General features: G+C 66.3%; 11 protein-coding genes. 9 read left to right on the forward strand and 2 right to left on the reverse strand.

The genetic code is table 11. The features are described 5' to 3' along the window. Positions 1-2 precede the first annotated feature (2 nt). The 7 genes from ACIBI6_RS02065 (at position 3) to ACIBI6_RS02095 (ending at position 9,020) form a co-directional block, all read left to right on the forward strand. On the forward strand, positions 3-1,493 hold the full coding sequence (locus tag ACIBI6_RS02065; RefSeq protein WP_396955251.1) for an SCO6880 family protein: 1,491 nt from the start codon (positions 3-5) through the stop codon (positions 1,491-1,493). A 7-nt stretch (positions 1,494-1,500) separates the two neighbouring features. Continuing rightward, complete coding sequence (locus tag ACIBI6_RS02070) at positions 1,501-3,807, forward strand: hypothetical protein (RefSeq protein ID WP_364340098.1); 2,307 nt, start codon at positions 1,501-1,503, stop codon at positions 3,805-3,807. Between the two features lie 124 nt (positions 3,808-3,931). Then, positions 3,932-4,240 (forward strand): transposase, encoded by a 309-nt coding sequence (locus ACIBI6_RS02075; protein WP_364340100.1) that lies wholly within the window; start codon positions 3,932-3,934, stop codon positions 4,238-4,240. A gap of 97 nt (positions 4,241-4,337) precedes the next feature. After that, complete coding sequence (locus ACIBI6_RS02080; protein ID WP_396955252.1) at positions 4,338-5,969, forward strand: peptidoglycan DD-metalloendopeptidase family protein; 1,632 nt, start codon at positions 4,338-4,340, stop codon at positions 5,967-5,969. Continuing rightward, positions 5,966-6,688, forward strand: a complete 723-nt coding sequence (locus tag ACIBI6_RS02085) for a hypothetical protein (protein WP_364340104.1) — start codon at positions 5,966-5,968, stop codon at positions 6,686-6,688. Before ACIBI6_RS02080 ends, ACIBI6_RS02085 begins: the two co-directional genes overlap by 4 nt. A 48-nt stretch (positions 6,689-6,736) precedes the next feature. Beyond that, the gene (locus ACIBI6_RS02090) at positions 6,737-8,560 is read left to right on the forward strand and encodes a type IV secretory system conjugative DNA transfer family protein (RefSeq protein ID WP_396955037.1); all 1,824 of its coding nucleotides are present in this window, start codon (positions 6,737-6,739) and stop codon (positions 8,558-8,560) included. Positions 8,561-8,633: 73 nt separating this feature from the next. After that, positions 8,634-9,020, forward strand: coding sequence for a DUF4913 domain-containing protein (locus tag ACIBI6_RS02095; RefSeq protein WP_364340108.1), 387 nt, complete (start codon positions 8,634-8,636; stop codon positions 9,018-9,020). Between the two features lie 63 nt (positions 9,021-9,083). Here the strand turns inward: ACIBI6_RS02095 and ACIBI6_RS02100 are convergent, their stop codons facing one another. Both ACIBI6_RS02100 and ACIBI6_RS02105 read right to left on the reverse strand, forming a co-directional pair. Next, entirely contained in the window at positions 9,084-9,638 is a 555-nt protein-coding gene (locus ACIBI6_RS02100; protein WP_364340110.1) for a hypothetical protein, read from the reverse strand. Between the two features lie 415 nt (positions 9,639-10,053). Next, positions 10,054-10,869, reverse strand: coding sequence for a peptidylprolyl isomerase (locus tag ACIBI6_RS02105; protein ID WP_396955038.1), 816 nt, complete (start codon positions 10,867-10,869; stop codon positions 10,054-10,056). Between the two features lie 195 nt (positions 10,870-11,064). Here ACIBI6_RS02105 and hisS point away from each other — a divergent pair, with 195 nt between their 5' ends. Together hisS and ACIBI6_RS02115 are read left to right on the forward strand one after the other, a co-directional pair. Next, positions 11,065-12,342, forward strand: coding sequence for a histidine--tRNA ligase (hisS, locus tag ACIBI6_RS02110; protein WP_396955039.1), 1,278 nt, complete (start codon positions 11,065-11,067; stop codon positions 12,340-12,342). A gap of 129 nt (positions 12,343-12,471) precedes the next feature. Further along, complete coding sequence (locus tag ACIBI6_RS02115; RefSeq protein WP_396955253.1) at positions 12,472-13,041, forward strand: hypothetical protein; 570 nt, start codon at positions 12,472-12,474, stop codon at positions 13,039-13,041. The last annotated feature ends 219 nt before the right edge of the window (positions 13,042-13,260 follow it).

Below are 13,260 nucleotides of genomic sequence, written 5' to 3' on the forward strand. Positions count from 1 at the left end.
CGATGACGACGAGCGATACCTACGAGCGGCGCTCGTACGGACTGTGGCAGAAGCCGCGCAGCGCAGGCCTTTTCGGTCTGCGCTGGGAAGAGACCGTCATCGGCTTTGTCGTCGTGATCACGGCCCTGATCTGTGCCATGGTCGGCGGTTTCAAGTGGGGTCTGATCGTGGGCGGCACCGGAGTGGTCGTGATGGTTCCTCTGGTGTGGCGGACGGGGGGCCGCTCCGGATATGAGAACGGATTGATGATGTTCAACTGGATGCGCTCACGCAACCGCGGTGAGCATGTGTACCGCGGTGGCCGGTTCTCGCGGATTCCTGGCGGTGTCACGCGGCTACCCGGTCTGCTCGCGCCCTCGAAGCTCTACGAGGGCATCGACGCGGGCGGCTACAGCTTCGGCATGATCCACCTACCGCAATTCGCCCAGTACACAGTGGTTTTGCGGGCCTGGCCGCAGGGGCACGAGGCGGTGGATCAGCCGGTCATCGACCGCTGGGTCTCGGCCTGGGGCACCTTCCTCGCCTCGGTCGGCCAGACCAGTGACATCGTCGCCGTCGTCCCGGTGATCGATACCGTGCCCGAGACGGGTAACCGGCTGCTCACCGAGGTTTCCACGATCACCCGCCCGGAAGCGCCGGAGCTGGCGCAGCAGGTGATGTACGAACTCGCCACCGAGCTGCCGCAGGAACGGGTGCAGCTGCTGCCGCGCGTCGCGATCACCTTCAAGGCGACCACCGCCGAGCGCCGCAAGAATCCGGCCGAGGAGGCCGTCGAGATCGGGCGCAGGCTCCCCGGTATCTGTGCCGCGATGGCCGAGGCCGGGGTGCGCGCCCAGCCGATGTCGGCCGATGAGGTCATTTCGTTCATCCGGCGCAGCTACGATCCGGCCTCGCAGGCCGATCTCGAGGTCGCCGCGGGCGAACCCGAAGGGCACGGGCTGGATTGGGCCGATGCCGGGCCGGTCTCGCACGACGAGAAGTGGGATCATCTGGTGCACGATGGCGGCCGCTCGGTCACCTGGGAGATGGACGCCGCACCCGAGGGCGCGGTGGACGAGCGGGTACTGCAGCGGTTGCTCGCGCCGAATCCCGAAGTGCCGCGCAAGCGTATCGCTATCGTGTACCGTCCGCATTCGGCCGCCGACGCCGCCGAAATCGTCGACGACGATTTCAAGAACGCGCTGGTGGCCCAGCAGAGTGAACGCGGTGTCGTCTCGGCGGCCGCGACCCTGCGGGTGGGTGCCACCCAGCAGGCCCGTGAGGAACAAGCCCGGGGTCACGGTGTGACCCGCTTCGGGGCGCTGGTGACCATCACCGAGCCCCTGCGCGGCGATCTGCCGCGCATCGAAGCCATTACCCGCGACCTGTCCACACAGGCGCGGTTGAAGATCCGGCGGTGCTACCGCTACCAGGCGGCGGCCTTCGCGGCCTCGCTCGGCTGCGGGGTGATCCTGCCGGAGCACGCGACAATTCCGAAAGCCTTGGCGGGGTGAGCAATACATGGCAGGTGAGTACGAGCCACCACCCGTGCGAGAACGGGACGATACGCCGGTGCGGCGCAAGCGGCGCCCCGAGGACGCGGCGTGGGAGCGGCCCGCGGACGGAGGCGCTCAGCGGCCCACCGGGGGCCGGGGCGAGCGCTCGGGCATCGAGGAGATGCCCGACCGGGATCGGCGATCCGCGCGGGACCCGGCGCGAGTGAGCGGCGGCGAGCGGACCGGTTTCGGCGAAACGTCCGATCGGGAGCGGCGATCGTCGCGCGATGCGGCCGAACGACGGGCGCGGCCCGGCGCCGCAACCGCGGACGGTGGCCGTGCCGATCGGCCGCACCCTGATCGCGGACGCACCAGGTCCGAAAACAGCCGCAGTGAACGGAATTCGGCCGAGCGTGGCCGTCTCGACGGCGCCAGGACCGCTCGCCCGCGCGATGGCGCACCGCAACGATCGGTACGGGGGGAACGCGTGGCACGACCGGAACGCAATGGCTCGCGGACGAGTCGCGAGGCACAGCGCGCGGCCAAGATCGACTACACCGCCGATCGCGCCATGGGCACCCCGCAGAGGGACAAGGCCGCGCGTCGCGCGAAGGCCAGGTCGGACAAGCGTAAACAGTCCGGTCCACCGCTACTCGACGATGCGACGAGGGCCAAACTCGAGCAGATCAGCCGGGAGGGCACCGGTCTGCGGGCGGCCTTCGCAACCTTTAGGATCCGTACCGACGATATCCGCCGCCGCAATTACGCCGCCCGCGCCGAACAGGTCTTCGAGGACGGATTCGATCGCAGCACAGCCCAACTCACCGATCGCGGCTATATGGGTCCCGGCGGCGGGCGGATGAACGTCGTCGGTCGCCCGGTCGAATACCGGGCCACCACCGCCCAGGTGGCCGGTCTGTGGCCATGGTCGGTCGGCGCGGGTGCGCCGTTGATCGGCACCCCGCTCGGTTCTCATCTGCATACCGGTGCCCCGGTCTGCTTCGACCCGATGAACTGGTTTCTGCGCGGCAGCTTCATCACCGCGCCCAGCCTTTTCGTTCTGGGGCTCAACGGTTTCGGTAAGTCCTCGCTGGTGCGCCGGATCGTGCTCGGCGGTATCGCACAGGGCATCACCCCGCTGATCCTGGCCGACGTGAAACCGGACTACCGCAAGTTGGTCGAACTGGTCGGCGGCCAGGTAATCGACCTCGGTTACGGTCATGGCAAGCTCAACCCGCTCGCCGCTGGTGTGCTCGGTTCGGTCGTGCCGATGTTGGACGAGCTTCCGGCACTGCAACTTCAGGTGCTGCAGGATCTGCGCGCTCGCCAGGTCACGCTCATCGCCGGTCTGGTCGAGCTCGTGCGCGGCGCGCGGGTGCGCGACTACGAGGAGACGCTGATCGCCACCGCACTGCGCATCCTCTACCGACCGGGCAGCGGCTACACGCCCGACCAACCGCCCATCATGGAGAATCTGCTCGAGGTAATCGTCGCCGGTGGTGACGAATTGCAGCTCGATGCGGGCGCCGACGATCCGAACGAATACCAGGTCGCCATCAAGGGCCTGCGCCGCTCGCTGCGCGCGTTGACCCAGGGCCCGTTCGGCGCGATCTTCAACGGGCAGACCACCGTTCCGATCGATACCAGCGCGGTCGCGGTCTGCATCGACGTATCCCACATCCCCACCGGCGATAAGAAACTCAAGGCCGCCGTGATGCTGGCCTGCTGGGCCGACGGTTTCGCCTCGGTGGAGGCCGCGCATGTGCTCGCCGATGCGAAACTCGGCCCGCAGCGCTATTTCCAGGTGGTGATGGACGAGCTGTGGCAGGTGCTCGGTCTCGGCGACTTCATGGTCGACCGGGTCGATGAGCTGACCCGTCTGCAGCGCACCATCGCCACCGCGCTGATCATGATCAGCCACACCATCAAGGACCTGCAAGCACTGGGATCGGAAGCCGCCATCGCGAAGGCGCTCGGCTTCCTCGAACGCGCGCGCGCCAAGATATTCGGCGCGCTGCCCGGCGAGGAGATCAAACGCCTGGACAGCGTGGTTCCGTTCACATCCGCCGAGGAGGAGATGGTGACCGGATGGTCCGCACCGCAAGCGCTGACGGGCGAGGCGCTCAAACCCGGTCAGCTGCGGCCGTCACCGCCGGGTACCGGCAAATTCCTGCTGAAGATCGGTGAGGATCGTCGCCCCGGTATCCCGTTCCATATGGAATTCACCTTGTCCGAGAAGGAGAGTGGGATCCACGAAACCAACCAGCGCTTCTCCGAGTTCACCGAGTCGACTTCGCGTGGTGGCGATTCCCCCAGTGGGAGTGCCGCATGAGGGGGCTCGCACCGCTTGCGACTGCTCGCAGGTCGCTCGAAACAACGCCGCTTGCGACTGCTCGCAGGTCGCTCGAAACAGCACAGCTTTCGACAACGGCGGACGGCTGCGGGAGGTGGGGCGCATGATGCCGCACCGGTCCTATCGGAGAGTGTCGCCGGAAGTGCGCAGGGCCGCGGTCGAGCAGGTGATCGCACTTACCGGCAAACTAAGCAGCGAATCGGAGGCCTGCCGGGTGGTCGCCGAGCAGATCGGCGTGCATACCAACTCGGTGCGCAACTGGGTGCGTGCCGCCGAGGGACCGAGTCTGGAGCGCCTGGACGCGACGGCGCTGCGCCGCAAAGTCGCACTGCTACAACAACAATTGGCCGCCGCCGCGGAGATGAACCGCACCCTGGCTGACACGCTCAACGAATCTCGGCGGCAGAGGTGAACGTGTTCGGTTCGGTCCGCGGTTGTTCGGCGCTGCCGGGGATGCGGTGAACGGGCGGACCCTCCTGTACGTGGCGCTGGGGAGCGTACTCGCGCTGATGACGCTGGTGGTGGTGATCGTGATGCCCGCCGTGGACGACGCCTGTGAGGGCACCTCGGTGATCGTATCGTCGAGTGTGTTGGCGCCGCTCGGCGGATACACGCCGGGTAATTCCCGGGTCGCGGGCTCGCCGACTCCCATGCGTACGACCGGCAATCCGACTGCCACCCAAGCCCATTCGACGGCTACCGGTGCACCGTCGCTGGCCGCAGGCGTCGGCCCGATCCGCCGCACACTGCCGCTGGTCGCAGGCACCTTCACCGTGTCGGACGTATTCGGCGCGCGCGGCGGCAGCCATAAGGGCGTCGACTTCGCCGCGGCCGACGGCACCACCATCTACTCGGTCTCCGACGGACGTGTCGTAGCGGCCGGTCCCGCTTCGGGTTTCGGCAACTGGATCGTCGTCGATTCCGTCGATACCAACGGCCGATCCTATTCGGCCGTGTACGGCCATATGTGGGACAGCGGCGTGCATGTGCACGTCGGCGATAGCGTCGTGGCCGGTCAGCCCATCGCGCAGGTCGGCTCGGCGGGCGAATCCAGCGGCCCCCATCTGCATTTCGAGATCGTGCCCGGCGGACGCTTCACCGGCGGTCGGCAAATCGACCCGCTGCCCTGGCTCGATGGCGCGCCGACTCCGGATGTCGGTGGTGCGCAGGCCTTTTCGTCCGATCCGCGGTGCAGTCGTGGCTTCGGTACCGCGGGCGGTGCGCTGGCCGCAGGCAAGGTGCCGCAGGAACTCGAAATCTGGTATCGCCGTGCGGGTTCCATCTGCCCGCAGATCACCCCGTCGCTGCTGGCCGCGCAGGGCAGGCAGGAGTCCGGATTCCGGCGCGGGGCCGCCTCGCCCGCTGGCGCGCAGGGTCTGGCCCAGTTCCTGCCCGGCACCGCGGCCAGCATCGATCCCGATGACGGTCAGCCCTATGTCATCGATGCCGACGGCAATGGTGTCGCGAGCGTATGGGACGACGGCGACGCGATCATCGGTCAGGGCCGCTATATGTGCGCGATCGCGCACAAGATCATGGCGTGGGAGTCCGAGGGCCGCGTGCAGGGCGATGTGGTCGCACTGACCCTGGCCGCCTACAACGCCGGTGAGGGCGCGGTGCTCGCCTCCGGCGGTATGCCGAACCGGGTGGCCGCGCACTACGCCGAGACCCAGCCCTACGTCGCGAATATCCTTGCGATGGAACCGCAATACCGCGCGCAGGGTTCCAATGGCCGCTTCACCCCGCAGGAGGGTGCGGGCGGCGTCCAGGTCCTCCAGGCGGCCCAGCAATGGATCGGCACGCCGTACGTCTGGGGTGGCGGTGGCCCGCAGGGACCGAGCGGCGGCGGTATGGACGGTCCCGGCCTCACTTCGGCGGCGGTGTTCGCGGCATCGTCGGGCACCGTGACGTTGCCGCGTACGGCCGAACAGCAGTGGGAGGCGGGCGTCGAGGTCTCACTGAGCAAGCTGCAACCGGGTGATCTGGTGTTCAGCTCATTCGGCCCGCGCGGCCCCTCCGAGGTCGGAATCTATTCAGGCAACGGCAGAATGGTCCAATCCGTGCCCGCCGCGTCCGGCCGTTCCAGTGGCGTGACCGAGGTCGCGGTGCCGGGTGACGGCCGCGGGAGGAGGGTGCTGTGAGGACAACCGATACCCCGGCGGACGAACACGCCGAAGCATGTGCGGTGATTGGACCGCACAAGTGTCGGTCCCGGCGGCTAGCCTGGAATAACACGGCGGCGCGAGCGACGGACCCGGAGGCGGTAGCGGAGCGTGAGCACCAAGGGGCCCGCGAACGCCGCAAATCGAACACTGCACGCGCGAAACTGGTGGTGATGCTGGTGGTGAGCGTCGCGATGTCGGGTGCGGGGTGCGCCAGCTCGGATCGGGAGTCGGGTTCCGGTGCGCCGCAGCCGCCCACGTCCACGACCCGATTGCTGGAGGGTGTGCCCGCACCCGATCCGGTGACGCCCGACGGCGTCGCGGTGGCCGCGCTGAAGGAGATCTATTCCTGGCAGCCCGCTACCGAGGCGCAGGGCGCATCGCTGTCGCGTGCGCGGAAATGGCTGGGCCCCAGTCTGGTCCGCATGCTGGACAGCACGCCGGCCGGGATCGAGACACCGAAAGCGACTCTGCAGTGGGCGGACTGGGCCAAAGCGCAGGCACATATCGATGCCTTCGCCTTCGCATCGGGGGAGCGTCCGCCCGCGAGCGCCGATCCGAATGTGCAACAGTTCAAGATCGGGATCGAGCAAACGGTCGTTTACCCGAACGGGCGCAAGGAATCCCTGCCGCCCGCGACGGTCATCGCGACCGTGGTGCGCACATCGGAAGGTTGGCGGCTCGACGCCTTCCGCTGATCTCGCACCAGCGACAATCACATAGCTAGGTCCTAACAGGAGGCAGACATGGCGAAAAAGAAGAAGGTGCAGGATCCGGCCGTGGTCGGACCCGATATCGCCCTCTACATGATCTACGCCGGTTTCGCGACTCTCGGAACCCTGTGGATCGCCTTGCATCTCGGCAACGCGATGGCTGTCACCCCGCAGGACATTCCCATCAACCCGATCGCGATCGTCGCCGATCTGGTCAAAGGAAAATTGCACTGGCCGCGCGCTTCCACGGTGATCGTGCTTGTCGTGATCGCGGCGATCGTGGCCTATGTGGTGGTGCGCAAGCGGCTCGCCGCACGCCGGTCGGTCGGTCGGCTCGCCGTGGACGACAAGGCCGACGTGATGGGAAGCGGCAGTGCCATTAAATCGCTCACCGAGGCGGGGGTGCGGGCGAAGGCCGAAATGCTCGGAGTGCGCCTCGGCTATAACGACAGCCCGGGCGTGCCGATCGGCATCGGCATCGCCGACGGGGTGATGCTCTACGGCTCCTATGAGGATCTGCACCTGGACATCTGGGGTCCGCGACAGGGCAAATCGACCTCCCGGGTGATTCCGGCCATCCTGACCGCGATCGGCCCGGTACTGGCCACCTCGAATAAGCGCGATGTGGTGGACGCGACCCGAGATGTGCGCGAGGCCAAGGGAAGTCGCACCTTCGTCTTCGATCCGCAGGGTGTCGCGGGGGAGGAGCCCACCTGGTTCTGGGATCCACTGACGTGGGTGGACGCCTACCACGACGGTGCGGAGATGCGGGCCGCGCGGCTGGCCGGACACTTCGCCGACGCGGACAACGGTTCCGATGCCAAGGGCGATGTGTTCTTCGATCCGGAGGCCGAGGATCTGCTCGCCGGACTGTTTCTGGCGGCAGCGCTCGGTGGCCGCCCGATCGTCCAGGTCTGGGATTGGGTGACCAACCCCAACGACGCCGAGCCCATCGAGCTGCTGCGCAATGCGAGCAAGCATTACACCGCCTCGGGTCTGGCAATGCAGTACAACGCCGATCCGCGCACCAAGAGCGGCATTTTCGGCACCGCGAAGAAAATGATCCGCTGCCTGCAGCTGTCCAATGTGCACCCGTGGATCCTGCCGGGCGACAACCGCATGCAGTTCGACGAACTCGAATTCATCGAGAACAACGGCACGCTGTATAGCCTCTCGCTGGAGGGCCGCGGTTCGGCGGCGCCGCTGGTCAGTGCGCTCACCGAGGCGGTAGTCGATGTGGCGATGCGCAAGGCCACGCATTCGCCCGGCGGACGGCTGCCGATCCCGATGCTCGCGGTCCTGGACGAGGCGGCGAATGTGGTGCGCTGGAAGGATTTGCCCAAGCAGTACAGCCACTTCGGCTCGCGCGGCATCGTGGTGATGACCGTGCTGCAGTCCTGGGCACAGGGTGCGCGCTGTTGGGGTGATGACGGCATGCTGGCGCTGTGGTCGGCGGCCAATATCAAGGTGCTCGGTCCGGGCGTCGACGATATGAACTTCCTGCGCGACCGCTCCGAGGCGATCGGCGAATACGACGCGATCTCGTCCTCGGTCTCGGAATCCAAAGGCGGCAAGAGCTATTCGCGTTCACTCGGCTCGTCCAAGACGTTCACCGTGAACGCGCTGGCGACGCTGCCGCAGGGCCGCGCGATCGTGTTCACCTCCGGCCAGCCCGCGGTGCTCGTGCGTACCGTCCCCTGGTGGGAGGGCGACTACGCTGACGATGTGAAGAAGTCGATCTCGCACCATCTTCCGGGGCGTAAGACCGAGATCGCCGACCTGCTCGGCTCGCCAAACCTGACCAAGGCTGCTCCGCCACCCGAATACGGTCAAATCGAGGAGGTCCGGCCACTGTGAGCGAGCGGAGCGAGCGAGCCATGAGCACAGCACCATCGGTCGCAGCGGAGCCGAGCGCCAGTGAGGTGCAGCTGTGACCGAACAGCAGGAACAGCCCATGATCTACACCAATGTGGTGGAGTTCGTCGAGAACTATCTCAGCCTGGTGTACCGGCGTCAGGTCACCGACATCAGTGAAACGGTGTGGTGCCCGGAGTGGTGGAAGCATGCCGAGGCGGTGGCGCGACTAGATGCGCTCTGGCGCGCATGGGAGCATTACCGACTCGAGCCGAGCACCGGATTGAGCATCTGGTTCCTCGATCACGCCGATCCGCATATGACCAAACTCTTCGATCCCCGTGGACCGTTCAAGTACTGCAGTGTCCGCAACGGTCACAAGGACATGCTGAGCCCGCTGCCGCTGAAGTCCCCGGCCCAGGGGCTGTTCGGCGATCCGACCGTCGGCGACTTCCGCATCTGAGAAGAGCCGAAAACGTCGAAACGCCCGCTGATTTCAGCGGGCGTTTTCGGTTCGGGGCTTCGGCTACTGTCGGACGCGTTCCAAACCGCGCGCGTCTTGTTCCCGACCTCGGCCGGCGGCCGCGCGGGCGGCTTCGTCGCGAATGCGTACCGCTTCTTCGGGCGGTTGCCCCTGGCCTACCTCGATGAGCATTCGCACCGCCGCCAGTTCCGGTGCGATACCGATCCGGGCGAGATGCGCCGCGATCGCCTGCCGACGTTCCTGGGAGTCGTAACGAACGAGCGGTTTGGATTGAGCCGACGCCGTCGCGGCCATTCGGCTCGCTTCGGCCTGTGCCGAGAACCGATCCTTCTCCAACGAAATACCTTTGGCCGGAACCGATTTCTCGACCATGCGAGCCAGTTCGAGATTGCGTGGGTCTTTCGCCTTGGCGTCACGAGCCTCACGGATCTGAAGTTCCCGGGCTTCCTTGATGCGGGCCTCGGTGATCTTGACGCGGGCTTCGGCTTCTTTCTGACCACGCTCGCGGGTCCGCAGTGCGACAAGGGTCGCTAGCTGCAACATTGTCCTCATCATGGCCGCGGTTTCCCGGCCGATGTCGTCCAGTTCCTCGGACATGGCTGCTCCCCGATGCTGCAGTGATCACTATGGTTGTTGTGGTGCTTCGTCACGGACGCCGCCACGGCGAACTGTAGTGCGCCATGGCGGTGCCCCGCCTGCAAACGTGGACACCCAGAGGACTCGTCTCGTGGCATTCCCGGTGGGGATCGTCCGGTCAGGGATGACTACGCTACGCGTTCTCCTTCATTCGAGATTACCCGAGAAAGCTCGGCACCAACGGTGTGGCCGTGCCGCTTAACAGCATATATCGCACAATTCCGGCGGGTAGGGGAAAGCTTCGGAGGATCTCCGGTCTTAGCGCAACCTTACCGAACGATTAGGGTCGCCTACCCTCGCTTGTTCCGGAATGGGCCCGGGCTCATTGTGCGCAGTGGGTTCGAACGAAACGAGTATCCGGATCGGGCGTGTCGCTTCAGTCGATACGGACCGACTGGATGGTTACCGGGAGGTTGGGCTTGCCGTCGCCCTGGCCATTGGAGTTGTCCTGACCGCCAGCGGCGATCTTGTCCAGCGTGCCCATGCTGTCCGGATCGACGGTGCCGAAGATGGTGTAGTTCGGCGGCAGCTGCGAATCTCCGTAGACGATGAAGAACTGACTACCGTTGGTGCCGCCGCCGGTGACGGGATCCGGTCCCGCATTGGCCATGGCGAGCGTGCCGCGCTTGTAATCCATGGGCTGCTGCAATGCGGGGTCGGCGGGGTTGTAGCGATTGGTCGGGTACTCGTTGTCGAACTGGTAGCCCGGACCGCCCGTGCCGGTGCCGGTCGGGTCACCGCACTGCAGCACTTTCAGGCCCTCGTCCGCGGTCATGCGGTGGCAGATGGTGTTGTCGAAGTAGCCCTGACCGCCCAGGCTGGCGAAGCTGTTCACGGTGCACGGCGCCTTGGCGTTGTCCAGGGTCAGGCCGATGGGGCCCTGAGTGGTCTCCATACTGACGCTGAGGCTCGCGTTGTCGCCGGTGTTCTCGATGCCGCTGGTACGCGGCTTGTTCACCTGCTTATCGGCGGGCTTCTGACTATCGCGATAGTCGCAGCTGATGGCCGCGGGCTTGTCGTCACTCTTGGTCAAGAAGTAGACGCCGACGGCAGCCGCCGCCACGACCACCACGCCGAGCGCCGATCCGGCGATCATGAGTCGCTTGCGCTTGCGCGCCTGATCGGCCCGGTTGGCCAGCTGGCGTTCCAGCTTGCGTTTCGCCGCTGCCCGTCGCTGTTCGTTGCTCGGCACTACCACGTTCCTCCCGTATCCGTTACGTACGGCACAGGATTGTGCCATCTATTCCTGAGACTGCTCAGCAGGCCATTTCGACCAGTCGTGACGCTGTACAAAACCGGCTGATCCTTTCGAGCGACCTACATGCAGCCGCGAGCGGCGGCAAACCGGTTGGACTTGACGGGTCATAGTGGTGGAAACTGGACCATCGTGACCAAGACCAGCAGCTTCTCCGCCCCGAAGGGGGTTCCGGATTACGTGCCACCCGGTTCGGCCGAGTTCGTCGCGGTGCGCGACGGCTTGATCCGCGCCGCCCGACTCGCCGGGTACGGGCATGTGGAGCTGCCGATCTTCGAGGACACCGCGTTGTTCGCGCGGGGCGTCGGTGAATCCACCGATGTGGTGACCAAGGAGATGTATACCTTCGCCGACCGCGGCGATCGTAGTGTCACGTTGCGACCGGAGGGCACTGCGGGCGTCATGCGCGCGGTCATCGAACACGGACTCGACCGGGGCCAACTGCCGGTGAAGCTCGTGTACTCGGGTCCGTTCTTTCGCTATGAGCGCCCGCAGGCCGGTCGGTACCGACAGCTGCAGCAGGTCGGCGTCGAGGCGATCGGTATCGATGATCCGGCGTTGGATGCCGAGGTGATCGCGATCGCCGACGCCGGATATCGCGGACTCGGGCTCGATGGTTTCCGGCTGGAGATCACCTCGCTCGGTGACGAGACCTGTCGCCCGCAGTATCGAGAGCTGTTGCAGGAGTTTCTTTTCGGGCTGCCGCTAGATGAGGAGACCAAACGGCGGGCACAGCTGAATCCGCTGCGGGTGCTCGACGACAAGCGACCCGAGGTCCGCGAGATGACCGCGAATGCGCCGCTGATGATCGATCACCTGTCGGAGTCGGCGAAGACGCACTTCGAGCAGGTGCTCGGATATCTGGACGCGCTCGGCGTGGCTTATGTAGTGAACCCGCGGATGGTGCGCGGCCTGGACTACTACACGAAGACGACCTTCGAATTCGTGCACGACGGGCTCGGGGCGCAGTCGGGTATCGGCGGCGGCGGACGCTATGACGGGTTGATGGCCGAGTTGGGCGGACAACCGTTGTCCGGCATCGGATTCGGGCTCGGAGTTGACCGCACCATTCTGGCGCTGCGGGCCGAGGACAAGTCGGCGGGCGATCCGGCGCGATGCGAGGTCTACGGCGTATCACTGGGCGATGCGGCCAAGCAGCGTTTGGTCGTACTCGCGGCACAGCTGCGGGCGGCGGGCATTCGGGTCGATCTGGCCTATGGCGGTCGGGGCGTCAAGGGGTCGCTGAAGGCCGCGGATAAGTCCGGTGCCAGATTCACTCTGGTCCTCGGTGACCGTGACCTGGCCGAGAGCACCATCGGCCTGAAGGATATGGCCACCGGTGACCAGCGTCAGATCCCACTGGACGAGACGGTGGCCGCCGTCGCCGCCGCGTTGCGCACGGGCGAGTAGTACGGTGCCGGGGTACACCCGCACCACGACGAACGGGCAGCCGTGCCTGTAGAACCCACGAATCCCGGCGCAGCCCAACCGGTTCCGACGGTCGGACTCGATCTCGTCGCACCAGAAACCTACGCACCCATGCTGCGGCGACTCGCCCTCGCCGCGGCAGGCGTGGGTATCGGTGCCGCATTGCTCGCGGCGCTGCTGGTGCCGTGGTCGATCGCGATCGCGATCGGTATCGTCGTCGGTGCACCCACCGTCGCCTATGCCATAGCGCTGCGGCGGCGACGGATGTGGTTGGCCGGGACCACGATTCACGCGCGGCGGGTGATCGGCGAGCGTCGGGTCGATATCGCGGCCGCCAACGGCGTCGAAATCCTCATTTATCCGGCCCGTTTGAGCCGCATCGTCGTGCGGGTGACCGCAGGCGCAGACTCACAGGTCATCCCGCTGGCGATGTACACCGACGCGGGCAGCGGCCGCGAACTCCACCTCCTCGGCCTCCGCAAACTGGCCGACGCACTGGCCGCGAGCGAACTCGCCGCGGCCGTAGCGGTTTCGACCATGCTCGTCCATCAACTGCGCGCCGAAGCCCGAGATGCCGGACTGGAGGAGCGACCTTTGTACCGCGCGGTTCGGCTGGCCCGGGCGAAGGACTACATTTCGCCCATCGTCCTGACCGATCAGGAAGTCGCGGGGCTGTGCTGATGCGCGAGACGCGTTGCGCGACACATGAATCGGCGTGCAATGTGAGATCGCATGCGATGCGCGGTTGCGTGCTGCGCTGAACATTCGCACCCGCTGTCGGGCTCGTACCCGTTGTGGATGCCCGAATCTCGGTACGGACTTCGATGTGGCGGCTCAGCGCCCAACGGTCAGGGGCTCCCAGGTGGGGATGGTCGGTCGGGGCCGCGGTGCTGACGGGAA

Origin of the sequence: Nocardia sp. NPDC050412 (assembly GCF_044458825.1) — a bacterium.
Classification (GTDB): Bacteria; Actinomycetota; Actinomycetes; order Mycobacteriales; family Mycobacteriaceae; genus Nocardia.